Source organism: Pseudomonas sp. R2-60-08W, from assembly GCF_003852335.1.
In the GTDB taxonomy this organism is placed as follows: Bacteria; Pseudomonadota; Gammaproteobacteria; order Pseudomonadales; family Pseudomonadaceae; genus Aquipseudomonas.
Genome location: NZ_CP027731.1, coordinates 2,001,650 through 2,027,429, shown reverse-complemented (window position 1 = coordinate 2,027,429; position 25,780 = coordinate 2,001,650). Strand labels below are relative to the sequence as shown.

Genomic DNA, 25,780 nt, shown 5'->3' with positions numbered 1-25,780 from the left:
GACCCGCTCACCACAGGGATAAATGGCGCCCTTAAATCCCCGCCAACGCCAAATCCATCGCAAAGTACGTAAAAATCAAATCCGCCCCCGCCCGTTTGATCGAGCCCAAGGTCTCGCGCACCACGCGGTCTTCGTCAATCGCCCCCGCCTGGGCGCCGAATTTGATCATCGCGTACTCACCACTCACCTGATACGCCGCCACCGGCAGGCGTGAGGCTTCGCGGATGTCGCGGATGATGTCGAGGTAAGCGCCGGCCGGTTTGACCATCAGCGCGTCGGCGCCTTCCTGCTCGTCGAGCAGCGATTCGCGGACGGCTTCGCGGCGGTTCATCGGGTTCATCTGGTAGCTTTTGCGGTCGCCCTTGAGGGCGCTGCCGCCGGCTTCGCGGAACGGGCCGTAGAGGGCCGAGGCGAATTTGGTGGAGTAGGCCATGATGGGGATGTGGGTAAAACCGGCGTCGTCCAGAGCGCGGCGGATGGCCTGGACCTGGCCGTCCATCGCTGCCGAGGGTGCGATCACGTCGGCGCCGGCGCGGGCGGCGGCCACGGCTTGTTTGCCCAGGTTGACCAGGGTCGCGTCATTGTCGACGTGAGCGCCATGCATCACGCCGCAGTGGCCGTGGTCGGTGTATTCGCAGAAGCAGGTGTCGGACATCACGATCATTTCCGGCACGGCGTCCTTGATGATCGATGACATGCGCGAAACCAGCCCGCGTTCTTTCCACGTGTCGCTGCCGCTGGCGTCCAGATGGTGGGATACGCCAAAGGTCATCACCGACTTGATGCCGGCACGGGCATAACGCTCGATCTCGCCGGCCAGTTTTTTCTCAGGGATACGCAACACGCCCGGCATGCTGGTGATCGGTACGAAGTCGTCGATTTCTTCTTCGACAAAAATCGGCAGCACCAGGTCGTTGAGCGTGAATTCGCTTTCCTGGAACAAGCCACGCAGCTCCGGGGAGCGGCGCAGGCGACGGGGGCGGGCTTGGGGGAACTGGCTGGTCATGGCTTTCCTGAAAAAATGGCTGGAATCTTTGGGACCAAAGCTTATGCCCCAAGCACCCGCAGCACAAATGCCGAGGGCCCAACAGTGTATTGCGCGGCACGTAACAATTGCATTGATCTAGAGCTGTAGACGGCCTTCGATGCATACCGCAACGGCGCCGCCGACCCAAACTTCATCATCCTGGCGCTCGATACGAATACGCCCGGCGCGTCCCATGGCCGTGCCCTGGCTGACCACATAGCGCTCCGGCGCCAGGCCCTCGCTGAGCAACCATTGGGCCAGGCCGGCGTTCAAGCTGCCGGTGGCCGGGTCTTCCTGGGCACCGTCGCCGGCGATAAAGGCGCGCACCTCAAACTGTGCGTCCTCCCCATCGCAAGGAGCAATGATACCAACGGCCAACCCGAGCAGTTGCGCGTAGTCAGGCCTCACCTCCAGCACGGCCCGGCGATCAGCCAGCATCACCGCCAGCCAACCAGCGCCGTTATCCACCCACTGGCTGCGCACAATCGCGTCAGGGACCAGGCCCAACCCCAGGCGCACACGCTCCAGCAGCGGCGCGTCGACAACGCCCGAACGCAACAGCGGTGGCGCGATAAACGCCAGTTCCTCGCCTTCACGTCGGATGCGGACCAAACCGATTTCGCACTCCTGAATGACCTCTTGCCCACGCGGAACACCACCTGCGTGCAACCACGCCTGGCAACTGCCCAACGTTGGATGCCCGGCAAACGGCAGTTCCTGCAAGGTGGTGAAAATTCTCACTCGGTAATCGGCGCGTGGGTCACGGGGCTTCAGCAAGAACGTGGTTTCGCTGAGGTTGGTCCACTTGGCGAAGTCGGCCATCTGCTGGTCCGTCAGGCTGTCGGCGCCGAGCACCACGGCCAGCGGGTTGCCTTTGAGGGGTACGCTGCTGAATACATCCAGTTGCTTGAAATCGAAAGTCGGCATGCTTCAGCTCGGAATGTTCAGGCCACGGATCACCGCTGGGCGTGCGATAAAGCCATCCAACGCGCGCAGTACATTGGGGAAATCGGCGATACCCACCAAGTCGCCCGATTCATAGAAGCCGATCAGGTTGCGAATCCAGGGGAAGGTGGCGATGTCAGCGATGCTGTAGTCATCCCCCATGATCCACGTGCGGCCCAGCAGGCGTTTCTCCAGTACCTGGAGCAAGCGGCGGGACTCGGCGACGTAGCGGTCACGCGGGCGCTTGTCTTCATAAGCCTTGCCGGCGAATTTATTGAAGAAGCCCACCTGACCGAACATCGGGCCGATCCCGGCCATCTGGAACATCAACCACTGAAGGGTTTCATAGCGGGTGGCCGGATCTTCGGAAAGCAACCGGCTGGTTTTTTCCGCCAGGTAAATCAGAATCGCGCCGGACTCGAACAACGCCAGCGGCTGCCCGCTTGGGCCATTGGGATCGATGATCGCAGGGATCTTGTTGTTGGGGTTCAGGGACATGAACTCGGGAGACAACTGGTCCTGGGTGTCGAAACTGACCTTGTGTGCCTCGTAGGGCAGGCCCAGCTCTTCAAGCATGATTGATACTTTTACACCGTTGGGCGTAGGCAACGAGTACAGTTGCAAGCGCTCCGGGTGCTGGGCGGGCCATTTACTGTTGATCGGGAAAGCGGCAAGTGCGTTCATCAAGAGACATCCCTGGGCGGAAAGCCCCCATGATAGTCATCTGTTCGCCACCCTGCATGGGTCATCATTAAGCAACATTGCCTGGCTAGAATCCCACACGGGCGAACCAAAATGCCCAAGCGCACTCTTAAATGCGCTCGCAGGGTGAATGGAGGCACCTGGCTATACCGACAAGGAACACCCCCAGGACGCACACTGCGCCATTGGGCCGGGCCTGTCCGCCTTAACCCGACGCACGAAGACTCGAACCCATAATGAAGATCAAGCCTCTGCGCCTTGTGCAACAATTCAAACGCCATTCATACATGATGTTACCGCTGCTGCTGGTCACCGCCGGCATTGTCACGGCATTGGATGCCCGCGAAAGCCGCGCACAACCGGTGGACGGCGTGCAAACTCTGGTCTTCCTGCGCCACGGCGAAAAACCTGCCGGCGGCCTGGGCCAGCTCAATTGCCAGGGCCTGAACCGCGCCATGAACCTGGCCAGTGTATTACCGGAAAAGTTCGGCAAGGCCGATTTCGTATTCGCCGCCAACCCCACGCGCAATGTCGAGGAAGGCGAGCTGGATAACTCCTACAGCTATATCCGCCCACTGATGACCATCAGTCCCAGCGCAATCAAGCTGGGTTTGCCGGTGAACATCAAGTTTTCCGCGAACGACACCAGTGCCCTGGCCGATGAGCTGGTCGAAGACAAGTACCACAACGCGACGATCTACACGGCCTGGTCCCACGGTTACCTGCCCGAGTTGATCAACAAGGTCGCCAGTGAAGCGGCCGGCGAGAAGCACACCATCACCGAGGACTGGTCTGGCAATGACTACGACTCGCTGTATGTGCTGACACTGACCTGGCACAACGGCAAGGCCTCGCTGCTCAGTCGCAACTACAAGCAGGGGCTCAATAATGGTGAGGAAACCTGCCCGGATCCGACCCAGGTCAGCGCAGATACCTGAAGGTTGGGCGTCAGGCGCGTATGATGGCCGCTATTGACTCATCTGCGGATCATCTCCATGTCCAACCTCGCTTCTGCCCAGCCCAACCGGGGCTGGTCGTTCTGGTGCAAACCTGCGCTGTTTCTACTGGTGGCCTGCATCGGCCTCTACTATGTGAAATGGTCGCCCTACTACCTCAAGGCTTTTGTAGCGGCCGATAACCACAGCATCGGCGCGTCGATTCTCAATGACCAGCAAAGCTCGCCCCTCGCGGCGGCGCTGGCCTATGCCCAGGTGTATTTCCTGGCGATCTGGAAGGCCGCCGTACTGGCGGTAATCCTCGGTTCGCTGTTGCAGGTGTTGATCCCTCGCGACTGGCTGTTGCGCCTGTTTGGCCGCGCCGGCCTGGGCTCGACCCTGCGTGGCGGGCTGTTCGCCTTGCCGGGCATGATGTGCAGCTGCTGCGCGGCGCCTGTCGCGGCGGGTATGCGGCGCCAAAAGGTATCGGTCGGCGCTGCGCTGGCATTCTGGATCGCCAACCCGGTCTTGAACCCGGCCACCTTGGTGTTCATGGGGTTTGTGCTGGGCTGGGGCTTTACCGCGCTGCGGCTGGTGGCGGGGATTGTGCTGGTGGTGGGTGTGTCGTTGGTGGCGCAGCGCATTGCACGTCCGGAGCAAGTGCCGGAAGCGGCGCTGCAGGCTGTGGCCGAAGTCAGCACTGTTGAGTCCGAATCCTTCCTGGCGCGCTGGTTACGGACCTTGTGGCAGCTGTTCTGGAGCACCATCCCGGTGTATATCCTCGCGGTGCTGATCCTTGGCGCGGCGCGGGTCTGGCTGTTCCCCCATGTGGACGGAGCGATGGCCGACAGCCTGGTGTGGCTGGTACCGCTGGCGATTGTCGGCACGTTATTCGTGATTCCTACGGCGGCGGAGATTCCCATCGTACAAACCATGATGACCCTGGGCATGGGCACCGGCCCGGCCGTCGCCTTGCTGATGACCCTGCCGAGCGTGAGCCTGCCGTCGTTGCTGATGCTGCGTAAGGATTTCGATGCGCGGGTGCTGGTGACGGTGGCCGGGCTGACCATGCTGATGGGGGTGGTGTGCGGGTTGATCGGGGCGGTGATTCTTTAGGTTTTGGGTGAAGGCTTTATCGCACCCCGCGACCTAAGTGTGGGAGGGGGCTTGCTCCCGATGGCGGTCTGTCAGTTAAAAAATGGGTGACTGCTGCACCGCAATCGGGGGCAAGCCCCCTCCCACATTGGGCCTGCGGCGTTTGGACTGGATCATCCGGCGCTCGAGAGCCAAAACTCCTGTTTCCCGGCATTAACTGAAGAAACCGGCTCAACCTGTTGTGAGCTCAATGGCATCCGAAAACTCACCCCACCCGAGCAGCCCGCGCGCGCAAATACTCCACCACCGCGCCCTGCTCCCCGGAAAATTCGATTCGTGCGCCTTTGCTCTCACGCTGAAACGCATACATCGGGTCGTAATACTCACGCAACAGCCCTTCAATCCACACCCGGTGCACATCCACGGCGCCAGTGCGCGCCTGCTCCGCCAGGGCGTCCTGCAAAATCGCCTGCAGCCGCTGGAAGCGTTCGCCACCCAGGCGCTTATGGATATTGGCCAGGCTCTGGGTAAGCCGTTCGGCAAACATCGCTTGGCCATTCTCACCCCATACCCCGATGAACTCGGCGCACAGGTCGACCACGTAATCGCGCAGGATGCGTTCCACGCGGCCTTCAACGCTGTCTTCCAGCCACACCATTGGAAACGCCTGCATACCTTTGTGCAACGGCAGCGGTAGCGCGCAACTGCCGATCATGCGGCTCTCATCCTCGACCACGAACTGCTCGATGCCTGCCGCGCGCTTTTTCAGCAGGTCTACCGCAAGGCGGTTTTCGAAGTCGATAGTGGACGGTTGCGCCGTGGCACGCTTGCCGAAGCTGGAGCCGCGATGGTTGGCGTGGCCTTCCAGGTCCAGGGCGTTGCGTAGTTGGCCGAGCACTTCGGTCTTGCCGGTGCCGGTCATGCCGCCGAGTAAGACGAAATCACATTGGACGGTGGCCTGCTCGAGCGTGTCCAGCAGGAAGGTGCGCATGGCCTTGTAGCCGCCGCCGACGCGGGGGTATTCGATACCCGCTTCGGTTTTCAACCATTGCTGCACGATCTGCGAACGCAGCCCGCCGCGAAAGCAATACAGGTAGCCGTCTGGATTGGCCTGGGCGAACTGCGCCCACTGCGCGATGCGTTCGGCCTTGATCGGCCCCGACACCAACTCATGGCCCAGCACGATTGCAGCTTGTTGGCCTTGCTGCTTGTAGCAGGTGCCTACACGTTGGCGCTCCTGGTCGGTCATCAACGGCAGGTTGACCACCCCGGGAAACGCGCCTTTGGTGAATTCGATCGGCGCGCGGGTATCCATCATCGGCCGGTCGTTGAGGAAGATGTCGCGGTAATCGGTGATGTCAGTCGCCATCAAACCACCTCTACCGCGTTGCTCTGTCGCTCAAGCAGTTCGCCGATCGGCTCAAGGGTAAGGCCCAGTTCAGCGGCCACCGCGTGGAACTCGGCGTCGCCTTCGGGCGTGACGGCGATCAGCAGGCCGCCGCTGGTTTGCGGATCGCACAGCACGCGCTTGTGCAGCTCCTGCACACGCCCGAGCTTGCTGGCGTAGCTGTCGAAGTTGCGCAAGGTCCCGCCCGGCACGCAACCCTGCTCCAGGTAGTACTCGACGCCCGGCAGACGGGGCACTTTTGCATACTCGATGCGGGCCGTGAGGCCGCTGCCGTCGGCCATCTCTACCAGGTGACCAAGCAGGCCGAAACCGGTGACATCGGTCATCGCCGTCACCCCGGCCAATTTGCCGAAACGGCTACCGGGTTTGTTGAGGGTGCACATCCAGTCGCGGGCCAGGCCGATATCCTCCTCGCGCAACTTGCCTTTCTTTTCGGCGGTCGTGAGGATGCCGATGCCCAAGGGTTTGGTCAGGTACAGCTTGCACCCGGCGGTGGCGGTGTCGTTGCGCTTCATATGGCGCTTGTGCACGATGCCGGTCACGGCCAGGCCGAAGATCGGCTCCGGGGCGTCGATGGAGTGCCCACCGGCCAGCGGGATACCGGCAGCGTCGCAGACCGCGCGGCCGCCACGAATGACTTCGCGGGCAATCTCCGGCGCCAGCACATTCACCGGCCAACCGAGAATGGCAATGGCCATCAACGGGTCGCCGCCCATGGCGTAGATGTCGCTGATGGCATTGGTGGCGGCGATGCGGCCGAAGTCAAAGGGGTCGTCGACGATCGGCATGAAAAAATCGGTGGTGGAGACCACGCCGCGCTCGTCGTCGATGGCGTACACCGCCGCATCGTCACGGGAGGCGTTGCCTACCCACAGGTTGGGGTCGAGGTTCTGCGCGCCGCTGCCGGCAAGGATCACTTCCAGCACCTGGGGCGAGATCTTGCAGCCGCAACCCGCACCGTGGCTGTACTGGGTAAGGCGAATCGGCTCGTTCATGGTGGACCTCAAGCTATCAAGTGCGCCGATTCTAGCAGACAGCAAAAGGCCGGCTGGGCTCATATGAGCGCAGCCGGCCTTTTGGTACAGCGCTTACTGGCGGGCAGCGAGCAAACGCTTGTGGCGGTTACGCCGTGCGATATTCAGGCACTCGATAGCCGCCGAGAACGCCATGGCCGCATACACGTAGCCTTTGGGCACATGGGCGCCGAAGCCTTCGGCGATCAGCGTCATGCCGATCATGATCAAAAAGCCCAGGGCCAACATCACCACGGTCGGGTTGTCGTTGATGAACTTGGCCAAGGGTTCTGCCGCCACCAGCATCACGATCACCGAGGTCACCACGGCAATGATCATGATCGGCAAGTGTTCGGTCATGCCCACTGCCGTGATGATGCTGTCAATGGAGAACACCAGGTCGAGCAGCAGGATCTGTCCGATCGCTGCGGCAAAACCGATGGCGACGGTATTGCCGACCGTGGTCGTTTCCTCAGGCTCTGGGTCCATGCTGTGATGGATCTCGGTGGTCGCCTTCCACACCAGGAACAAGCCACCGGCAATCAGGATCATGTCTTTCCACGAGAACGCCTGGCCGAACACTTCGAAGACCGGCGCCGTCAATTGCACGATAAACGCGATGGTGCTCAACAGGCCCAGGCGCAACACCAACGCCATGCTGATACCAATGCGCCGCGCCTTAGCCCGGTGCTGCTCCGGTAATTTGTTGGTGAGGATCGAGATGAAGATCAGGTTATCGATGCCCAGCACGATTTCCATGACGATCAAGGTCGCCAGTGCGATCCAGGCGGTGGGGCTGGCGGCCAGTTGTAAAAGATAATCCATAGGTCAGTCCTGACGTTGTGCTGGGAAATTAGGTTTCTTGGGTATCGGATTCTGCATCTTTTTCTGGCTGATCATCCTTCTTCTGCGGATTGATCAGGCCCTGGGTCGCTTCACTCAATGCCTGCTCGGCGGCTTTCTGAGTGTCATCGATTGCTTGCTTGGCCGTCTCGGTGGCTTTGCCCAGTACCTGCTGCGCGCTTTTCTCGACTTGATCACACCCGCCGATCATCACCAATGAAAGCGCAAGCAGTGCAGCCGCGCCCAGGGAATTGAGTTTCATGATGTATTCCTCGTTAGAACGCTTGGGTCCAAATAGTAGCCCCGCGATAGCGACGCATTCTATGCAGGCAAACAGTTCAGGAAAATTCGTATTTTTCTCGCGTATACTTCGATTTTTACGAAGTGTAGAAAGCCATGCTCAATTATCGACAGTTGCATTACTTCTGGGTGGTGGCAAAGACCGGCAGCATCGTGCGTGCCTGCGAGCAACTGAACCTCACCCCCCAGACCATCAGCGGGCAGATCAGCCTGTTGGAACATACCTTTGGCATCGCGCTGTTTCAGCGTGTCGGCCGCCAGCTGGAGCTGACCGAAGCCGGACGCCAGGCGCTGCCCTATGCCGAGCAGATGTTCCAGACCGGCAATGAATTGGAGGCGATGCTGCGCGCACAACCCAACGAGCAGCAGATTGTATTTCGCGTCGGCGTGGCGGATGTGGTGCCCAAGTCCATCGTGTACCGGCTGATTGCCCCCACCATGGAGCTGAGCGAACCGATCCGCATCACCTGCCGTGAAGACAAACTCGAACGGTTATTGGCCGACCTGGCCATCCAGCGCCTGGACCTGGTGATCTCCGACAGCCCGATGCCCACGCACCTGGACATCAAGGGCTACAGCCAGAAGCTGGGGGAATGTGGCATCAGTTTTTTCGCCACCCAGGCATTGGCTGACCAACATAGCGGCGATTTCCCAGGGTGTTTGCACGGCGCACCGTTGCTGATCCCCGGCGCAGAGACCGTGGTGCGCAGCCGTCTGCAACGCTGGTTTGCCGATCAGCAGATTCAACCCAGGATCATCGGCGAGTTCGACGACAGCGCATTGATGCAGGCCTTCGGGCAATCGGGCAGCGGCATCTTTATCGCCCCCAGCGTGATCGCCGATGAGGTGGTGCGCCAATACGGCGTGGCGCTGATCGGCCAGACCGACGCGGTGACCGAGTCGTTTTATGCCATCTCGGTGGAGCGCAAGGTCAAGCACCCTGGCATCGTGGCGATTACCGAGGGCGCCCGACGCGAACTGTTTACCACCCTGCCCTGATGACACGCCCGCGCCGATGAATCCAAATCCGACAGTGCGAGTGACGGAATGACGCAGCGAACGGGACCCGTCCTACAGCATGTTAGACTTCGCGCCTGCTGCCTACAGTACTTTCTCCTTGCAATGCTGTGCCCTACTAAAAAAACCAGAGACAACTGTTTATGACTGCTGCCCCTTCCCTGCTGCAACGTTTAATGCGCGTCAGCCTGGTCACCCAAATTATCATCGGCCTGATCGCCGGGATTCTGCTGGCCCTGTGCTTGCCTGAGGCCGCCAAGGCCACCGGGTTTATCGGCAAAGTGTTCGTCACGGCGCTGAAGGCCGTCGCGCCGATCCTGGTGTTCGTGCTGGTGATGGCGTCTATCGCCAATCATAAACACGGCCAGGAAACCCATATCCGGCCGATCCTGTTCCTGTATCTGTTGGGTACCTTTGCCGCTGCCGTGGTTGCGGTGGTTGCCAGCATGCTGTTTCCGTCGTCCCTGGTACTGGCCACCCATGACGCCACCGTGAGCGCTCCCGGCGGTATCGGCGAGGTGCTGCAAAGCCTGCTTCTGAGCGTGGTCGATAACCCGGTCAGCGCGCTGATGAATGCCAATTTCATCGGCATTCTGGCCTGGGCCATCGGCATGGGCATTGCCATTCGCCATGCCGGCGAAACGACCCGCACGGTGCTCGATGACCTGTCCAACGGTGTGACGCTGATCGTGCGCGTGGTGATCCGCTTTGCCCCGCTGGGGATCTTCGGCCTGGTCGCCTCGACCCTGGCCACCTCCGGCTTCGGCGCCCTGCTCGGCTACGCCCACCTGCTGGTGGTGCTGATCGGCTGCATGCTGTTCGTGGCGCTGGTGATCAACCCGGCCATCGTATTCTGGAAACTGCGTCGCAACCCTTATCCGCTGGTGCTGCTGTGCCTGCGCGAAAGCGGTATTACCGCGTTCTTCACCCGCAGTTCGGCGGCGAATATTCCGGTGAACCTGGCGCTGAGCAAACGCCTGGGCCTGCATGAAGACACCTACTCGGTGTCGATCCCGCTTGGCGCCACGATCAATATGGCCGGCGCCGCGATCACCATTACGGTGCTGACCCTGGCGGCCGTGCACACGCTGGGCATTGCCGTAGACCTGCCCACCGCCGTGCTGCTCAGTGTGGTCGCGGCCATTTGCGCCTGCGGGGCTTCGGGCGTGGCCGGTGGTTCGCTGCTGTTGATTCCGCTGGCGTGCAGCCTGTTCGGCATTCCGAGCGAGATCGCCATGCAGGTGGTGGCTGTAGGCTTCATCATCGGTGTGCTGCAGGATTCGGCGGAAACCGCGCTCAACTCGTCCACCGATGTGCTGTTCACTGCGGCGGCGTGCCTGGACAAGGATAAACAGTTGGCGTGAACGCCAGCTGTAAAAAAGCCCGGGCCGTTCGTTGAAGAACGCACCCGGGCTTTTTAGTGGGTGCTTAGAAAGCGCCCATGTAATCACGCTTGCCCACTTCAACGCCGTTATGACGCAGCAAGGCGTAAGCGGTAGTGACGTGGAAGAAGAACTGCGGCAGGCCGTAGGTCAGCAGGTAGGACTGGCCGCTGAAGCGCTTCTCTTTCGGGGTGCCTGGACGGGTGACGATTTCGATGCCTTCCTTGCCGTCGATCTGCTCGGGCTTGATGGTATCGACGAAGGCCAGCACCTTGGCGATCAGCGCTTGCAGGTCGGCGAAGGTGACTTCGCTGTCTTCGTACTTCGGCACTTCGATCTCGGCCAGGCGCGCGGAAACGCCCTTGGCGAAGTCGACAGCGATCTGCACCTGGCGCACCAGCGCGAACATATCCGGGAACAGGCGCGCTTGCAGCAGAGCGTTCGGCTCGATGTTCTTGGCGGTGGCGTGGGCTTCGGCTTTGTTCAGCACATCGCTGAGGGCGTTGAGCATTTGCTTGAAGACTGGGATAGAAGCGGCATACAGGGAAATAGTCATGTCAGTCTCGTGGTAATGGCAGGGTTGGAACCAGCGACGATTATAGCCATGCCTGCCGCTTGTCTTTTATTTTTTCCGGCTTAGGCTAGTGGATTCACTGCATAGGGAAAGCGCGATGACCGCCGAGCACGACACCGACACGCCTGAGCCGCGCCTGAATAGCACGGAAATCCGCGTCCTGGGCTGCCTGATCGAAAAACAGGCGACCAACCCGGAAACCTACCCCCTGACCCTCAACGCCCTGGTGCTGGCGTGCAACCAGAAAACCAGCCGGGAACCGGTGACCAATCTCAGCCAGGGCCAGGTCGGCCAGAGCTTGCGCGTGCTGGAAGGTCAGGGTTACACCCGGCTGGTCATGGGCAGCCGCGCCGACCGCTGGGAACACCGCGTGGACAAGGCGCTGGAACTGGTGCCCGCGCAAATGATCCTGATCGGGCTGCTGTTCCTGCGCGGCCCGCAGACGGTCAATGAGTTGCTGACGCGCAGCGGGCGCATGCATGACTTTGAGGATGCCGAGCAGGTGGTGCACCAGCTCGAACGCCTGATTGCACGGGGCCTGGCGCTATTGGTGCCGCGCCAGGCGGGGCAGCGCGAGGACCGGTATACCCATGCGCTGGGGGACCCGGCGGATATCGAAACGATTATTGCCGCGCGCGGTAACCCGGTGGAGCGCGGCGGCGGGGGCGTCTCCGTCGAGCGTATCGAAGAGTTGGAAGCGCGAATTGCGGCGCTGGAAGAACGCCTGGCGCAGTTGGAACAGGCCTGACGAGCATCCAACTTGGAACATGCTGCCAGTTGTAGGAGCGAGGCGGGCGGCTAGCCCTTGCTCGCGAAAAACGCCCAGGCAACGCATTTATTCTGGATAAACGCGGCGCCCTTGAGTTTTTCGCGAGCAAGCTCGCTCCTACATCGCTCCCCGCTTAAACCGTCAGGTCCGGGCGAACGCCACGGCCGCCTGAAATTGCTCCGGTGTAGGACGCACGCCGGTATACAGCACAAACTGCTCCAATGCCTGGATCGCAATCACTTCAAGCCCGGTAATCACCCGCTTGCCCTGGGCACGCCCGCGCACGATCAACGGGGTTTCAGCGGGGATCGCCACGACATCGAACACCGTCTCGGCTTGATCAACGGCATCGGCTTCAAACGCCAACTGATCCGCCTCTGCCCCGCCGGTCATGCCAATCGGTGTCACGTTAACCAGCATGCGCGGGCGTAACCCGCCCAGTTCAGCCTGCCACTCATACCCCAGGTTGCGTGCCAGCGCCCTGCCCGCCACCTCATTGCGCGCCACGATCACGCCATTGGCGTAACCGCCGTCACGCAAAGCGCTGGCCACGGCCTTGGCCATGCCGCCGCTGCCGCGCAGGGCGAAGCTTGAGTCCTTCGGCACCTGGTGTTTTTTCAGCAGTTGCTCGACGGCAATGTAGTCGGTGTTGTAGGCCTTGAGACGGCCGCCGGTGTTGACGATGGTGTTCAGGGAATCGATGGCTTGAACCGAATCGTCCAGTTCGTCCACTAAAGCGATGGCAGCCTCCTTGAACGGCATCGACACGCCGCAACCTCGGATGCCCAGCGCCCGTATGCCACCGATCGCGCCGGGCAGATTCTGGCTGCTGAAGGCTTTATAGTAAAAATTCAGGCCCAACTGCTCATACAGATGGTTATGGAAACGCAGGCCGAAATTCCCGGGCCGCGCCGACAGTGACATGCACAGTTGGGTGTCCTTGTTGGGGTGCATCTGCATGGGTAGCTCCTTGAAGTAAGCAAATCGGTACAGACCTTACACAACCTTTACCTATCGGCTGTGCTGTTTTTCAGAAATACGTTGTCTTAAAAGTATCCCCGCGACAATCCTTGAGTCTATTGATTGCAGACCACAAGCGCAGGGGCTAACCGAGGAATGACCATGATGCGTAAAGTCCCCAGGATCGCCTTGCTTATTGGCGCACTCGCGATGGCAGGCCAAGCCTCCGCCCACGGTGGTGGTTGGGGCGGCCCGGCCGTATTGGGTGCTCTTGTCGGTGCAGCCGTTGTCGGCTCCGTGGTTGCCAGCCAGCCTCGTGAGGTTTATGTGCAGCAACCGGTGTACGTCCAGCCGCAGCCGGTGTATGCCGCTCCGCCGCCGGTCTACTACGCACCGCCACCACCGGTGTACGTGCAGCAACAGGTTTATTACCGCCCGGCGCCGGTCTATTACGGCCCGCCACGGGGTTACGGCTACTATGGCCCGCCCCACGGCTACTACCGCCACGGCTGGTAACACATTGCTGTACATGCAACAGGCCTCGCCCAAACGCGGGGCCTTTTTTTGCCTTGAACGTCTGGATTTATCTTGCAAAGGTCGTTGTGAGGACAATGCTCGGGCGGCAATCCCACATGATCCGGTTGGGATCTCCTCTTGCTCGACCGGTACGAACGCTGTCATGTTTGTGTCATGAGCCCGTTTCACTATCGACCCTGTCCACCCAATAACAATTACGGACGATTGACCATGCCCACACAAAATCCGCATCGCACCGCTGGCCTCTGCACTTCCAGCAAGGTTTATAGCGCCCTGACCGAACTCAAGCACCTGGAAGGCCACCGCAGCGCGAAGTTCCTGGCATTGCTGGCAGAGAACCTGGTGCGCAAGGGACTGCTCAGCGAACAGGAAGTGGTGCACATGCTTGATCAGGTGGTGGACTGACGCCCGGCGTTGATGTTGACTATCGAGCCAGGTGATTTTTCCTACGCGCCGCCGCACCGTAAGGTGACCTCCATAACGTTTGGAGGTACTTATGCCCACTGTTCAGATCATGTCCGTCATCGGCAGCGCCGTTCCCGCCCCTCTTCGCAAGCTGGGCTTGCTCGCCTGCTGGTATGTAGTACGCGATGGCGAGCCTATCAGCGGCCCGCTCACTTCGTTATCCGACGCCCAACTGCAACTGGCTGCCAACTACAGGCTTGAAGCCTAGGGTAACGGCAATTTGACGCGCGGCTTGGTTTCCACGAACAACGCCCAGCAGGAAATGAACAGCGCCGCGACCAGCGGCCCGATCACGAAGCCGTTCAGGCCGAATACCGACAAGCCGCCCAGCGTCGAGATCAGGATCAGGTAGTCCGGCATCTTGGTGTCCTTGCCCACCAGAATCGGGCGCAGTACGTTGTCTACCAGGCCGATCACGAACACGCCGAACAGCGCCAGCACCACGCCCTGCCAGATCGAACCGCTCAACAGGAAGTAGGCGGCCACCGGGCCCCATACAATCCCGGCGCCCACCGCGGGCAACAGCGACAGAAACGCCATCAATACCGCCCAGAGCAACGCACTGGGAATATCCAGGAACCAGAAAATAAAGCCCCCCAGCGCACCTTGAGTGACGGCCACCAGCACGTTGCCCTTGACCGTGGCTCGCACCACCCGGTTGAACTTGAGTTGCAGGCGACGCTTTTGCGGCTCGGCCAATGGCACCGCCGTGCGCACCTTGCGCACCAGTTCCGGGCCGTCGCGCAGGAGGAAAAACAGCAGGTAGAGCATGATGAAAAAGCTCACCAGGAAATCGAACGTGCCCTGGCCGAAGCTGAACGCCTGTGTGGCGAAGAACTGGCTGCCCTGCATCGCGCCTTTCACCACCTTTTCCCGCAGCCCTTCCAGGTTGCCCATGCCGAAGCGGTCCAGCAGGTGCTGGAAGTATGGCGGGAGGAAATGCTTGAACTGCTCGATATAACCGGCCACATCCAACTGGCCGCTTTCGACGTTCTTGTAAAGGGTGGCGCCCTCTTGCACCAGCAAGGCGCTGGTAATGATCACTGGCAAAATCGCGATCACCAGGCACACCGTCAAGGTGGTCAGGGAAGTCAGGTTGCGGTTCCAGCCAAAGCGCTGCTGCAGGCGGCGCTGCATGGGCGCGAAGATGATGCCGAGGATCACCGCCCAGAACACCGCGCCGTAAAACGGCAGCAATATCCAGATGAAGGCGACGGTCACCAGGGCCAGCAGTAACAGCAGGGTCTTGAATTGCAGGTTGGTTTGATTCATGTCCGATCCATGTCAAAAAAGCACAGGGCCGGTGTCGGCCCTGTTGCTTAGTCCGCAGCGAAACCTGGGAGTGCCCTGGTTGATCGAACAAGCATAGATCGGCTTATCTAGACGTGGGTCAATGCACCACGCCAAGGCCTGCACTACCCTCGCGCCTTTTGCGGCTCACACCTCCATGCTCCCACTGATCGCCCCCGAACTGCTCGCGCCCGCCGGCACGTTGAAGAACATGCGTTACGCCTTTGCCTATGGCGCCGATGCGGTGTACGCCGGCCAGCCGCGCTACAGCCTGCGCGTGCGCAACAATGAATTCGACCACGCCAACCTGGCCCTCGGGATCCAGGAAGCCCATGCACAGGGCAAGCGCTTCTACGTGGTGGTGAACATCGCGCCGCACAACGCCAAGCTGAAAACCTTTCTCAAGGACCTGTCCCCCGTGGTCGCCATGGGCCCGGACGCGCTGATCATGTCCGACCCAGGGCTGATCATGCTGGTGCGCCAGCATTTTGCGCAGATGCCGGTTCACTTGTCGGTTCAAGCCAATACCGTCAACTGGGCCAGTGTGGCGTTCTGGCAACAACAAGGCATCTGCCGGGTAATCCTGTCACGGGAGTTGTCGCTGGAAGAGATCGGCGAGATTCGCCAACACGTGCCGGCCATGGAACTGCAGGTGTTCGTCCATGGCGCCCTGTGCATGGCCTATTCCGGGCGTTGCCTGCTATCGGGCTACATGAACAAGCGCGACGCCAACCAGGGCACCTGCACCAATGCATGTCGATGGAAATACCAGGCGAACCCGGCGGTGGAAAATGCCACGGGTGACATCGTCCAGGCATTCGAACCGACGCTGGGCATCGGCACGCCGACCGACCAGGTATTCCTGTTGCAGGAAGCCAATCGCCCCACTGAGCAGATGCCGGCGTTCGAAGACGAACACGGCACCTACATCATGAACGCCAAGGATCTGCGTGCCGTGCAGCACGTGGAGCGCCTGACCCACATGGGCGTGCATTCACTGAAGATCGAAGGCCGTACCAAATCGCACTTCTATTGCGCGCGCACCACCCAGGTGTATCGCCGCGCAATTGATGATGCGATGGCCGGTCGCGCCTTTGACCGCCGCTTGATGACCGACCTCGAATCCCTGGCCCAGCGCGGTTACACCGAAGGTTTCCTGCGCCGCCATGTGCACGACGAATACCAGAACTACCAGAACGGCAGCTCCGTCTCCGAGCGCCAGCAGTTTGTGGGTGAGTTGACCGGCGAACGCCGGGGCGAGCTGGCCGAGGTCAAGGTGAAGAACCGCTTTGCCGTGGGCAATCAGCTGGAACTGATGACGCCGGCCGGCAACTTTCACTTTGCCCTGGCCACCTTGCATAACGCCAAGGGCGACGCCATCGAGGTAGCGCCGGGGGATGGGCACACGGTGTATGTGCCCCTGCCGGCCGAGCTGGACCTTGCGTTTGGTTTGCTGATGCGCGACGTGTAGGTCAGATCCTGAACTGGCCCACCAACTGCCCGAGGCGCTGGCCCAAGTCCGCCAGGCTGCGGGAAGTCTGGGCGCCGAGCTGGGTTTCATCGGCCACGCTGTCCACCGCCACGGCAATCTGGTGCACGCTGCGGTTGATCTCTTCCGCCACGGCGGTTTGTTCCTCGGCGGCGCTGGCGATTTGCGCGTTCATGGAGTTGATGGTGCCGATCAGCTGGGCCATGGTGTCGAGCGACGCGCCGGCCTGGTTGGCCTGGGCCGATGTGCCGTCCCCGGCATCGCTGGAGCGGCGCATGGCATCCACGGCGGCTTCGGTGCCTTTTTGCAGGCGGTCGATCATGCCCTGGATTTCCTGAGTGCTGGTCTGGGTGCGGCTGGCCAGGGCGCGCACTTCATCGGCGACCACCGCAAACCCACGTCCGGCCTCCCCTGCCCGCGCAGCTTCAATTGCCGCGTTGAGCGCCAGCAGGTTGGTTTGTTCAGCAATCGAGCGAATCACGCCCAGCACACTGACAATCGACGACACGTCCTGCTGCAGGCTGTCGAGGGACACACCGCTGCTGCGGATATCGTTCACCAGCGCATGGATCTGCGCGATGCTGCCGTCCACCACACGCTTGGCGGCCTGGCCCTCGGCATCGGTCTGCTGCGCGGCGACGGCGGCCCCCTGGGCACTGCGCGCCACTTCATGGGCGGCGGACGACATCTGGTTGATCGCGGTGGCGACCTGATCGGTTTCGTGACGCTGGCGTTCCATGGCGGTTTCCGAGCGCTGGGCTTGCTCGGACACCTGGCTCACCAGGCCGGTGAGTTGCGCGGTCATTTCGGTGATCTGGCGGACCAGGCCGTGGATCTTGTCGACAAACCGATTGAACGCGCCGGCCAGGTCGCCGAGCTCATCCTGGCTGGTAATGGCCAGGCGGCGTGTCAAGTCACCTTCACCGGCGGCGATATCGTCCAGGTTGGCCTTCATCAGACTCAGTGGGCGCAGGATCGTGTTGGCCACCAGCAGGCCGACGGCAGCAATCACCAGCAATACCACAACCGCCAGACCGAGAATGCTCAACAGTACGCCTTCCATGCGTTTCTCTACCTTGGCCTCGACCACCGCAACCTGAGCATCGATGCCATCCAGGTTGACCGAGGTACCGATGACCATGTCCCACTTGGGCAGGTATTCGGTATAGCCGAGCTTGGGCACCAGCTCGGTCTGGCCGGGCTGGGTCGAGCTGTATTGCAGGTAGTGGGTACCGTCCTTGCCGACTTTGACCAGGTCGCGGTTGACGTAGACGCCGTTGGGGTCGCGGTTGTCCTTGAAACTCTTGCCCACGCCGTCCGGGCTGTTGCCCTTGAACAGGCGAATGGTCTCGGAATCGTAGCCGAAGAAATAACCGTCCTTGCCGTAGCTGGTGTTGGACAGCAACTTGACCACCTGCGCCCGCGCTGCCGTATCACCGGGGGCGGCCGCGTCGTAGAACGGCTTGATGGTGGTCATGGCCACCTCGACATAACCTTGCAGGGTGGCCTTGGCGTCGTTGAGCAGGCGCTGGCGGGTTTCATCCACTTCGTTGCGCGCCTGGCCCTGAAGTATCCACACGGTGGTCAGGCTGATCACCAGGGCGAACAGCAACACCGGCACTATGGCAAGGGTCAGGACTTTGGCCTTGAGGCTCAGACGCATGGCTTTTCTCTCTTATTAGGGGCGACTTGAGAGGTTAGCGGCCAAACGCGTGATTTCTGTAGGAGCGAGCTTGCTCGCGAAGGTCTCCGCCCTAACACGTGCATTCTGGATGAACGCATTATCTAAACGTTTTTCGCGAGCAAGCTCGCTCCCACAGTAAGGTATGGGCCCGGCTGTCAGAGCGTCATCGCCGCCAGCCAGCCGAACGCCAGCAGCGGCAGGTTGTAGTGCAGGAAGGTCGGCACCACGGTATCCCAGATATGATGGTGCTGGCCGTCGATGTTCAGGCCGGAGGTCGGCCCGAGGGTGGAGTCTGACGCCGGTGAACCGGCGTCGCCCAAGGCCCCGGCGGTGCCGACGATACACACGATCGCCAGCGGGCTGAAACCCAGCTGCACGCACAACGGCACAAAAATCGCCGCCAGGATCGGCACTGTGGAAAACGACGAACCGATGCCCATGGTCACCAACAGCCCCACCAGCAGCATCAACAGCGCCCCTACCCCACGGCTATGGCCGATGAACGCCGCCGAGGCCTCCACCAGCGAGCGCACATCACCGGTGGCCTTGAGCACTTCGGCAAAGCCCGACGAGGCGATCATGATGAAGCCGATCATCGCCATCATCTTCATGCCTTCGGTGAACAGGTCATCGGTGTCGCGCCAGCGCACGATGCCCGACACCGAGAAAATCAGGAACCCGGCCAGCGCACCGATGATCATCGAGTCCAGCCACAGCTGAATGATGAACGCCGAAGCAATCGCCAGGCCGGCGACCAGCAGGGTCAACGGGTTGTACTGCACCGCCACCTGCTCGACACGCTCGATTTTTTCAAGGTCGTACACGCGCTTTTTGCGGTAGCTGATAAACACCGCCACCAGCAGGCCGACCACCATGCCCAGCGCGGGCAGGCTCATGGCGTGGGTCACGTTGACCTGGCTGATGTCCACGCCGCTCTTGGCTACGTTGGCCAGCAGGATCTGGTTGAGGAAGATATTGCCGAAGCCCACCGGCAGGAACATGTAGGGCGTGATCAAGCCGAACGTCATGACGCAAGCGATCAGGCGGCGATCCAGTTGCAGCTTGGTCAACACGTATAACAGCGGCGGCACCAGCAGCGGGATGAACGCGATGTGGATCGGCAGGATGTTCTGCGAAGCAATCGCCACCGCCCACAACAGGCCGATCAACAGCCATTTGACGTGATTGCCGCCGCTGGCTTCCTGGCGATCGACCAGCAACAGCGCTTTGTCCGCCAGGGCATGGGCCAGGCCGGATTTGGCAATCGCCACCGCGAAAGCGCCGAGTAAGGCGTAGGACAAAGCCACCGTCGCACCGCCGCCCAAACCACTGTTGAACGCTTTGAGCGTGGCGTCGATACCCAGGCCACCGGTCAAGCCGCCCACCAGGGCGCCCACGATGATGGCGATGACCACATGCACGCGGGACAGGCTGAGCACCAGCATGGTGCCGACCGCGGCGATAACAGCGTTAATCATGGTTACCTCAGGACATAAACATAAAAGACAGGCATGCCCGCGCCTCAGCGGCCATTGAAGGCGCTGCCGGCGTACGGGCTCAAAGAGGTCTTATTAGAGGTCGCGCACTTTGCAGCAGCCGGGCGGCCATGTCAAAAAGCGACGCCGTTTTGAGGGTTAAATTGAATGTTTGAATAAAGAAAAAACCAGCGTAGCCGATAACGGTTTTCTATGTGTATTCAGGTAAAGGATGTCCCGATGTCGCTCAGGCAGCTCTCCATTCAATGGAAAATCACCCTGCTCGCGGGCCTCTGCCTGCTGGGGATCGTGACCCTGCTGGTGGGTCTGTCGCTGTATCGCATGGCGCAGAGTTCCGAGCAGGTAAAAGCGTCCAGCATGCAGATGCTCGATGAGGCCGCCCAGGCGCGCATCGAGGCTCAAGGTGAAGTGCAGGCGCTGGGCATTCGCCAGCAGTTCATGGATGCCTACCAGTACGGCCATGGGTTTTCCCGCCAGGTGCTGTTTTTGCGCGAGCAGGCGGAAAAACGCTTTCTCGACGCCTTCGACACCCGCGAAGACCTGACCCGTCAGGTCAGGGCCGCGCTCCAGGCCAACCCCGACCTGCTCGGCTTGTCCCTGGTGTTCGAAGCCAATGCGCTGGACGGCAAGGATGAGTTGTTCGCCAACCAGGCGGAACTGGGCAGTAACGACACCGGCCGCTTCGCGCTGTACTGGTCGCAGCCGACGCCCGGCAAAATCACCTCCATGGCGCTGCCCGAAAGCGACATGAGCGACACCTCCGTCGGCCCCAGCGGCGAAAAAGCCAACGCCTGGTTCACCTGCCCGCGCACCACCCTCAAGCCCTGCGTGATCGAGCCTTACTTTTATGTGATCGACGGGCAGAATGTGCTGATGACCAGTATCGTCTTCCCGCTGATCGTCAACGGCAAGGTCATTGCCTCGTTGTCGGTGGACATCAACCTCAACAGCCTGCAGGCCGTGAGCCAACAGGCCAGCCAGAAACTGTACGACGGCCAGACCCACGTCAGCATCCTCAGCCCCACCGGCTTGCTCGCCGGCTACAGCCCGGACGCCAGCAAGCTCAGCCAGCGCCTGGACCAGGTCGACACGACCAATGGCGCAGAGTTGATCACTGCCCTGGCCAGCAGCACACAGACCCGCAGCCTGCGTAGCGATCAGCAACTCAAAGTGCTGGCGCCCTTTGCCCCGATCCCCGGCGGCAAGCCGTGGGGCGTGTTGCTGGACGTGCCGAAAAAAGTCCTGGTGGCGCCGGCCGAGGCGCTCAAGGCTCAGTTGGATGCCGACAATACCCGGGGCACCCTGCTGGAACTCGGGCTGGGCCTGCTGGCCGCCGTGGTCGGTTTGATTCTGGTGTGGTTGATGGCGCGCAGCGTGACCCGGCCGATCCTCGGCGTGGCGCACATGCTCGAGGACATCGCCAGCGGCGAAGGCGACCTGACCCGCCGCCTGGCTTACGACAAACAGGACGAGCTGGGCCAACTGGCGGGCTGGTTCAACCGTTTCCTCGACAAGCTGCAGCCGATCATCGCCGAGGTCAAACGCTCGGTGCAGGACGCCCGTGGCACGGCCGACCGATCCGCCGCGATTGCCAGCGAAACCAGTGCCGGCATGGAGCAGCAGTATCGCCAGGTTGACCAAGTGGCCACCGCCTCCCACGAAATGAGCGCCACCGCCCAGGACGTCGCCCGCAGCGCAGCCCAGGCAGCGCAAGCCGCCCGCGATGCCGACCAATCGACCCGCGATGGCCTGACCGTGATCGATCAGACCACCAGCAACATCGGCTTGCTGGCCGCTGACATGAGCACGGCCATGGCGCAGGTTGAAGGCCTGGCCAGCAGCAGCGAAAAAATCGGCTCGGTCCTGGAAGTGATTCGCGGCATCGCCGAGCAGACCAACCTGCTGGCGCTCAATGCCGCCATCGAGGCAGCCCGTGCCGGTGAGGCTGGCCGTGGCTTTGCCGTGGTGGCCGACGAAGTGCGCAACCTGGCACGGCGTACCCAGGAGTCGGTGGAAGAAACCCGCGTGGTGATCGAACAATTGCAAAGCGGCACCGAGGAAGTGGTCGGTGCCATGGGCAACAGCTACCGCCAGGCCCAAGGCAGCGTCGAACAGGTCGGCCAGGCCGTCACCGCGCTACGCCAGATCGGTGACGCCGTGACCGTGATCAGCGACATGAACCTGCAAATCGCCAGCGCCGCCGAAGAGCAAAGCGCGGTGGCCGAAGAGATCAACCACAACGTGGCGACGATTCGGGATGTGACTGAGTCGCTGTCGGAACAGGCCAATGAATCGGCGCGGGTGAGCCGGGCGTTGAACAGCCTGGCGAATCAGCAGCAGGGGTTGATGGATCAGTTCAGGGTGTAACCACTCTTATCCTGACGCAGATCCAATGTGGGAGGGGCGGTGCGACGATTCGACTCGCCCCCGATGGCGGTGGGTCAGTCACTGATGTGTTGACGACACTCCCTCATCGGGGCATAGGTATCTACACAACTTTGGCACGGCCCTGAACCTGTGACGAGGGAGCTTGCGCCCGTGGCGACTTGGCGGCCTATAGCTATCTGACTGATGCCGCGCGATCCAAATGTGGGAGGGGGCTTGCCCCCGATAGCGGCCTGACAGCCGACCAAGATGTTGGATCAAGGCGAGTACATATCCGTTGCTGCGGTAACGGCGGCTTAGGGTTCCGCCCTTACGGCGTCTCACTTTTGAAAAGCGCAAAAGTAAGCAAAACGCTCTTGCCCCACCACTCGGCACCTCGCCTAGGCTCGGTGCGCCCGTAATCCGACAGTGATTTGGGGGGCCGCCGCCACGCGCCATCCATGGCGCGGGGCGGCTAAACCGGCATCCCTGCCGGTTTACCCCCCAAATCACTATCGAATTCCGGCCAGCGTGGTTTAACGGGGCGCCTAAGATCAAGAGCAAGAGCAAGATCAAGAGCAAGATCAAGAGCAAGATCAAAAGCAAGATCAAAAGCAAGATCAAAAGCAAGATCAAAAGCAAGATCAAAAGCAAGATCAAAAGCAAGATCAAGAGCGGCTCGCTTCGCATCGTGGTTACCGTAGGCTGATGCTACAAAAGTTGTGTAGATACCTATGGCCATCGGGGGCAAGCCCCCTCCCACATTTTTAAATCGGCACTACCGCCTGGGCAATTCGATCAACGCTTTGAGCCCGCCCAACTCGCTTTCCTGCAACTGCAACGTCCCGCCCCACACCTCGACGATATCGCGCACGATGCCCAGCCCCAGACCGTGGCCGTCGACCTGCTCATCCAGGCGTGCGCCACGGCTGAACACTTGGTCACGCTGGGTCTCGGGAATGCCGGGGCCATCGTCTTCGACGGCCAGCAGGTAGCTGTGCGGCGTCTCACTCACGCTCAGTCGTACTTCGGCATCCGCCCATTTGCAGGCGTTGTCCAGCAGGTTGCCGAGCAACTCGAGCAAATCTTCACGGTCCCAGGGCAGTTGCAGGCCGGGGGCGACGTGGTAGCGCAGGTCCAGGTGTTCGCCGTGGATCATGTTCAGGGTAGCCAACAGCCCCGGCAGTTCTTTTTCACAGTCGAACAACGCCCCCGGCAGGGTTTCGCCAGCCAGGCGCGCGCGATTGAGCTCGCGGTTGAGGCGCTGCTGCACCTGCTCAAGCTGGTCGCGCAACAACTTGCTCAACTGCGGCTGATCCCTGAGTGCCTCGCTCGACGCCGCACTCAACATCACCGCCAATGGGGTTTTCAGCGCGTGCCCCAGGTTGCCCAGGGCATTGCGCGAGCGCTTGAGGCTGTCTTCGGTGTGTGCCAGCAAATGGTTGATCTGCGCCACCAGCGGCTCCAGCTCCAGCGGCACCTGGGTGTCCAGTTGCGAACGCTGGCCCTGTTGCAACTGAGCAATCTGATTGCGAGCAGTTTCCAACGGGCGCAAGGCGCGGCGCACGGTGATCCGTTGTAATACCAGCACCACCAGCAATGCCGCCAGCCCCAGTACCAGGCCGATCTGGCGCATCAGGCGAAAGCTTTCCCGTACCGGCGTGTAGTCCTGCGCCACGCTGATGGAGATCGGCAGGCCGAAGCGTTTGTAGTCGGAGCGCAATACCAGCAGTTTCTGGCCTTCAGGCCCCAGTTGCAGGTTGCCCTTGATCCCGGCCTCGGGGAGCGTCGGCAGTTCCTGGTCCCACAAGGAGCGGGAGCGCCAGTGAGTGTCGGCAAAATCGATGCGGAAGTAATGCCCCGAGAAGGGGCGTTGATAGGCGGGCGACAGGCGATGCTCATCCAACTGTACGCCGTTGGGCCCACGCACCAGCGCCACCAGCAGGTTTTCGCTGTCGTTGCGCAGGCCGGCCTCCAGATAACGCTGCAAACCGGCTTCGAACAGCCACAGGCTGGTTTGCGCCAGCACCACGCCGACGATCACCAGCACGCTGATCAACCCCAGGCTCAAGCGCCGCTGGATCGATTTCATGCAGGGCTGGCGCCAAACCGGTAGCCCTGGCCACGCCGGGTTTCGATCACGCTGCGCCCCAGCTTGCGGCGCAGATGATTGACGTGGACTTCCAGCACGTTGGAATCGCGCTCGGTCTCGCCGTCATAAAGATGCTCGGCCAGATGGCTTTTCGACAGGATCTGTTCGGGGTGCAGCATGAAATAACGCAACAGGCGGAACTCGGCTGCCGTGAGCTGGATCTCTTCACCGTCGCGCAGCACGCACTGGCGGCCTTCGTCCAGGTGCAGGCCGGCGGCTTGCAGGGTCGGCTGGTTGGCATGCCCGTGAGACCTTCGTAACAGCGCCTGAATGCGCAGGTGCAGTTCTTCGGGGTGAAACGGCTTGCTCAGGTAATCATCGGCGCCGGCCTTGAGCCCCTCGATACGTTCGGCCCAGGAATCACGCGCCGTCAGCACCAGCACCGGCGTGGCCAGGGCTGCCGCGCGCCATTGCGCCAGCACCTCCAGCCCCGGCAAACCCGGCAGGCCAAGGTCGAGGATAATCAGGTCATAGGGTTCGCTGCGCCCCTGGTACGCCGCGTCGCGCCCATCGGCCAGCCAGTCGACCGCATAGCCTTGGCGCTGCAGGCCGGCCAGCAGCTCATCGGCCAGCGGGACGTTGTCTTCCACCAGGAGCAGGCGCATCAGTCTTCCTTATCTTTGATCAATGTACCGTTGGTTGCGTCGAGCTTGATTTCGCGCACTACGCCTTCGGTGGTCACCAGTTCCACTTCATAGGCATATTCGCCGTGCTTTTTCTCCAGCTCCGCCTCCAGCAGCCGGGCTCCAGGGTAGCGTGACATGGCCGTATGCAACAGGTCCTCCAGCGGCAGGATCACCCCCTGCTGGCGCAGCGCCAAGGCTTCATCCTGATTGAGGTCGCGAGCGGCCAGGCTTGAGCAAAAGGCCAGGAGCGCCAGCAGCACCAGACTACCGGCGCGTCGATATAGCGTCATTACGTGTCCTGATGATTCTTGAGAACGTGCCCGGTGAGCGCATCCAATTCAACGTCCCACTCAAGGCCATGGGCATCTTCCAGTTCGACCTGGTAGACGTACTTGCCGTACTCCTCGTCCAGGTCAGTGCCCAGCAAGGTGGAACCCGGATGCAAGGCCAGGGCCGTGGCTTCAAGCTGATCGAAGGCGACAATGGTAACAGTGCCAGGCAATTTCAGCGGTTTGTCGGGGTCCATTGCCCAGCCCTGCGTGATCGAGGATGCAATGATACCGGCGGCGACCAGCGCTGTAAGGCGCTTCATGATGAGTCTCCGTTTCAGGATGTTTTTCCTACACCTGATCACGGTACGCGCGGCAACTTAACTGAAACTGAATTGCCACCATGGCAATTTCGCTTCGATCTCCCACGCCATACTG

Annotated in this window: 27 protein-coding genes and 2 pseudogenes; 11 read left to right on the top strand and 18 right to left on the bottom strand. The window is 61.2% G+C overall.

The features are described 5' to 3' along the window. Positions 1–31 precede the first annotated feature (31 nt). The 3 genes from hemB to C4J90_RS09310 all read right to left on the bottom strand — a co-directional run bounded on the left by hemB (position 32) and on the right by C4J90_RS09310 (position 2,656). On the bottom strand, positions 32–1,006 hold the full coding sequence (gene hemB, locus C4J90_RS09320; RefSeq protein ID WP_016977356.1) for a porphobilinogen synthase: 975 nt from the start codon (positions 1,004–1,006) through the stop codon (positions 32–34). A 117-nt stretch (positions 1,007–1,123) separates the two neighbouring features. Then, positions 1,124–1,954 (bottom strand): PhzF family phenazine biosynthesis protein, encoded by an 831-nt coding sequence (locus tag C4J90_RS09315; protein WP_124419672.1) that lies wholly within the window; start codon positions 1,952–1,954, stop codon positions 1,124–1,126. Positions 1,955–1,957: 3 nt separating this feature from the next. Further along, positions 1,958–2,656: a glutathione S-transferase N-terminal domain-containing protein gene (locus C4J90_RS09310; protein WP_124362122.1), complete on the bottom strand. Its 699-nt coding sequence runs from the start codon at positions 2,654–2,656 to the stop codon at positions 1,958–1,960. Positions 2,657–2,910: 254 nt separating this feature from the next. Between C4J90_RS09310 and C4J90_RS09305 the strand changes: the two genes are divergently transcribed. Together C4J90_RS09305 and C4J90_RS09300 are read left to right on the top strand one after the other, a co-directional pair. Further along, positions 2,911–3,612, top strand: coding sequence for a histidine phosphatase family protein (locus C4J90_RS09305; protein WP_124362121.1), 702 nt, complete (start codon positions 2,911–2,913; stop codon positions 3,610–3,612). 57 nt (positions 3,613–3,669) lie between these two features. Further along, positions 3,670–4,725, top strand: a complete 1,056-nt coding sequence (locus C4J90_RS09300) for a permease (RefSeq protein WP_124362120.1) — start codon at positions 3,670–3,672, stop codon at positions 4,723–4,725. Between the two features lie 244 nt (positions 4,726–4,969). Here the strand turns inward: C4J90_RS09300 and mnmH are convergent, their stop codons facing one another. The 4 genes from mnmH to C4J90_RS09280 all read right to left on the bottom strand — a co-directional run bounded on the left by mnmH (position 4,970) and on the right by C4J90_RS09280 (position 8,230). Continuing rightward, the gene (gene mnmH / locus C4J90_RS09295) at positions 4,970–6,073 is read right to left on the bottom strand and encodes a tRNA 2-selenouridine(34) synthase MnmH (protein WP_124419671.1); all 1,104 of its coding nucleotides are present in this window, start codon (positions 6,071–6,073) and stop codon (positions 4,970–4,972) included. Beyond that, complete coding sequence (gene selD, locus C4J90_RS09290) at positions 6,073–7,107, bottom strand: selenide, water dikinase SelD (RefSeq protein ID WP_124370272.1); 1,035 nt, start codon at positions 7,105–7,107, stop codon at positions 6,073–6,075. Before selD ends, mnmH begins: the two co-directional genes overlap by 1 nt. 93 nt (positions 7,108–7,200) lie before the next feature. Further along, positions 7,201–7,950, bottom strand: coding sequence for a TerC family protein (locus tag C4J90_RS09285; protein ID WP_124419670.1), 750 nt, complete (start codon positions 7,948–7,950; stop codon positions 7,201–7,203). A gap of 28 nt (positions 7,951–7,978) precedes the next feature. Then, a complete protein-coding gene (locus C4J90_RS09280) occupies positions 7,979–8,230 on the bottom strand; it encodes a hypothetical protein (RefSeq protein WP_124362116.1) in 252 nt (83 codons plus the stop codon). A gap of 134 nt (positions 8,231–8,364) precedes the next feature. Here C4J90_RS09280 and nhaR point away from each other — a divergent pair, with 134 nt between their 5' ends. Together nhaR and sstT are read left to right on the top strand one after the other, a co-directional pair. Next, positions 8,365–9,267 carry a transcriptional activator NhaR gene (nhaR, locus tag C4J90_RS09275; RefSeq protein WP_124362115.1) on the top strand — a complete coding sequence of 301 codons (903 nt, stop codon included), beginning with the start codon at positions 8,365–8,367 and terminating at the stop codon, positions 9,265–9,267. A 161-nt stretch (positions 9,268–9,428) separates the two neighbouring features. Beyond that, on the top strand, positions 9,429–10,649 hold the full coding sequence (gene sstT / locus C4J90_RS09270) for a serine/threonine transporter SstT (protein WP_124419669.1): 1,221 nt from the start codon (positions 9,429–9,431) through the stop codon (positions 10,647–10,649). Positions 10,650–10,713: 64 nt separating this feature from the next. Here the strand turns inward: sstT and C4J90_RS09265 are convergent, their stop codons facing one another. Next, the gene (locus C4J90_RS09265) at positions 10,714–11,223 is read right to left on the bottom strand and encodes a DUF1993 family protein (protein ID WP_124362113.1); all 510 of its coding nucleotides are present in this window, start codon (positions 11,221–11,223) and stop codon (positions 10,714–10,716) included. Positions 11,224–11,338: 115 nt separating this feature from the next. Here C4J90_RS09265 and C4J90_RS09260 point away from each other — a divergent pair, with 115 nt between their 5' ends. Continuing rightward, positions 11,339–11,989 carry a YceH family protein gene (locus tag C4J90_RS09260; RefSeq protein WP_124362112.1) on the top strand — a complete coding sequence of 217 codons (651 nt, stop codon included), beginning with the start codon at positions 11,339–11,341 and terminating at the stop codon, positions 11,987–11,989. A gap of 162 nt (positions 11,990–12,151) precedes the next feature. On the opposite strand, the gene C4J90_RS09255 is transcribed toward C4J90_RS09260, so the two are convergent. Then, positions 12,152–12,970 carry a shikimate 5-dehydrogenase gene (locus C4J90_RS09255; RefSeq protein WP_124419668.1) on the bottom strand — a complete coding sequence of 273 codons (819 nt, stop codon included), beginning with the start codon at positions 12,968–12,970 and terminating at the stop codon, positions 12,152–12,154. 156 nt (positions 12,971–13,126) lie between these two features. On the opposite strand from C4J90_RS09255, the gene C4J90_RS09250 reads away from it, so the two are divergent. The 3 genes from C4J90_RS09250 to C4J90_RS26860 all read left to right on the top strand — a co-directional run bounded on the left by C4J90_RS09250 (position 13,127) and on the right by C4J90_RS26860 (position 14,180). Further along, positions 13,127–13,486, top strand: a complete 360-nt coding sequence (locus C4J90_RS09250; protein ID WP_124362110.1) for a hypothetical protein — start codon at positions 13,127–13,129, stop codon at positions 13,484–13,486. 231 nt (positions 13,487–13,717) lie between these two features. Then, positions 13,718–13,912 (top strand): hypothetical protein, encoded by a 195-nt coding sequence (locus C4J90_RS09245; RefSeq protein WP_033899765.1) that lies wholly within the window; start codon positions 13,718–13,720, stop codon positions 13,910–13,912. Positions 13,913–14,003: 91 nt separating this feature from the next. Beyond that, on the top strand, positions 14,004–14,180 hold the full coding sequence (locus C4J90_RS26860) for a hypothetical protein (RefSeq protein ID WP_164484521.1): 177 nt from the start codon (positions 14,004–14,006) through the stop codon (positions 14,178–14,180). Here C4J90_RS26860 and C4J90_RS09240 read toward each other — a convergent pair. Next, positions 14,177–15,244, bottom strand: a complete 1,068-nt coding sequence (locus tag C4J90_RS09240) for an AI-2E family transporter (protein WP_124362109.1) — start codon at positions 15,242–15,244, stop codon at positions 14,177–14,179. The two genes, C4J90_RS26860 and C4J90_RS09240, sit on opposite strands and share 4 nt — an antisense overlap. Positions 15,245–15,419: 175 nt before the next feature. On the opposite strand from C4J90_RS09240, the gene yegQ reads away from it, so the two are divergent. Further along, complete coding sequence (gene yegQ / locus C4J90_RS09235) at positions 15,420–16,733, top strand: tRNA 5-hydroxyuridine modification protein YegQ (RefSeq protein ID WP_124421197.1); 1,314 nt, start codon at positions 15,420–15,422, stop codon at positions 16,731–16,733. Between the two features lies 1 nt (position 16,734). Here yegQ and C4J90_RS27390 read toward each other — a convergent pair whose 3' ends face one another. The 3 genes and pseudogenes from C4J90_RS27390 to C4J90_RS09225 form a co-directional block, all read right to left on the bottom strand. Then, the gene (locus C4J90_RS27390; protein ID WP_370004746.1) at positions 16,735–17,490 is read right to left on the bottom strand and encodes a methyl-accepting chemotaxis protein; all 756 of its coding nucleotides are present in this window, start codon (positions 17,488–17,490) and stop codon (positions 16,735–16,737) included. A gap of 102 nt (positions 17,491–17,592) precedes the next feature. Continuing rightward, positions 17,593–18,414: pseudogene (locus C4J90_RS27385) on the bottom strand (cache domain-containing protein); the annotation flags it as partial. A gap of 176 nt (positions 18,415–18,590) precedes the next feature. Next, positions 18,591–19,910: a Na+/H+ antiporter family protein gene (locus C4J90_RS09225; RefSeq protein ID WP_164484581.1), complete on the bottom strand. Its 1,320-nt coding sequence runs from the start codon at positions 19,908–19,910 to the stop codon at positions 18,591–18,593. Positions 19,911–20,123: 213 nt separating this feature from the next. Between C4J90_RS09225 and C4J90_RS27380 the strand changes: the two are divergent. Both C4J90_RS27380 and C4J90_RS27375 read left to right on the top strand, forming a co-directional pair. After that, positions 20,124–21,440, top strand: a pseudogene (locus C4J90_RS27380) (HAMP domain-containing protein); the annotation flags it as partial. A 102-nt stretch (positions 21,441–21,542) separates the two neighbouring features. Then, a complete protein-coding gene (locus C4J90_RS27375; RefSeq protein WP_372237494.1) occupies positions 21,543–22,298 on the top strand; it encodes a methyl-accepting chemotaxis protein in 756 nt (251 codons plus the stop codon). 472 nt (positions 22,299–22,770) lie between these two features. Here the strand turns inward: C4J90_RS27375 and C4J90_RS26855 are convergent, their stop codons facing one another. The 5 genes from C4J90_RS26855 to C4J90_RS09195 are packed head-to-tail and all read right to left on the bottom strand — an operon-like array spanning position 22,771 to position 25,665. Next, positions 22,771–23,037, bottom strand: coding sequence for a hypothetical protein (locus C4J90_RS26855; RefSeq protein ID WP_164488012.1), 267 nt, complete (start codon positions 23,035–23,037; stop codon positions 22,771–22,773). 36 nt (positions 23,038–23,073) lie between these two features. Then, a complete protein-coding gene (locus C4J90_RS09210) occupies positions 23,074–24,387 on the bottom strand; it encodes a sensor histidine kinase (protein ID WP_124362105.1) in 1,314 nt (437 codons plus the stop codon). Then, entirely contained in the window at positions 24,384–25,052 is a 669-nt protein-coding gene (locus C4J90_RS09205; RefSeq protein ID WP_124362104.1) for a response regulator transcription factor, read from the bottom strand. Before C4J90_RS09205 ends, C4J90_RS09210 begins: the two co-directional genes overlap by 4 nt. Further along, positions 25,052–25,363 (bottom strand): PepSY domain-containing protein, encoded by a 312-nt coding sequence (locus C4J90_RS09200; RefSeq protein ID WP_124362103.1) that lies wholly within the window; start codon positions 25,361–25,363, stop codon positions 25,052–25,054. The genes C4J90_RS09205 and C4J90_RS09200 overlap by 1 nt, the downstream gene beginning before the upstream one ends. Further along, positions 25,363–25,665 (bottom strand): PepSY domain-containing protein, encoded by a 303-nt coding sequence (locus C4J90_RS09195; protein ID WP_124362102.1) that lies wholly within the window; start codon positions 25,663–25,665, stop codon positions 25,363–25,365. The genes C4J90_RS09200 and C4J90_RS09195 overlap by 1 nt, the downstream gene beginning before the upstream one ends. Positions 25,666–25,780 lie beyond the last annotated feature (115 nt).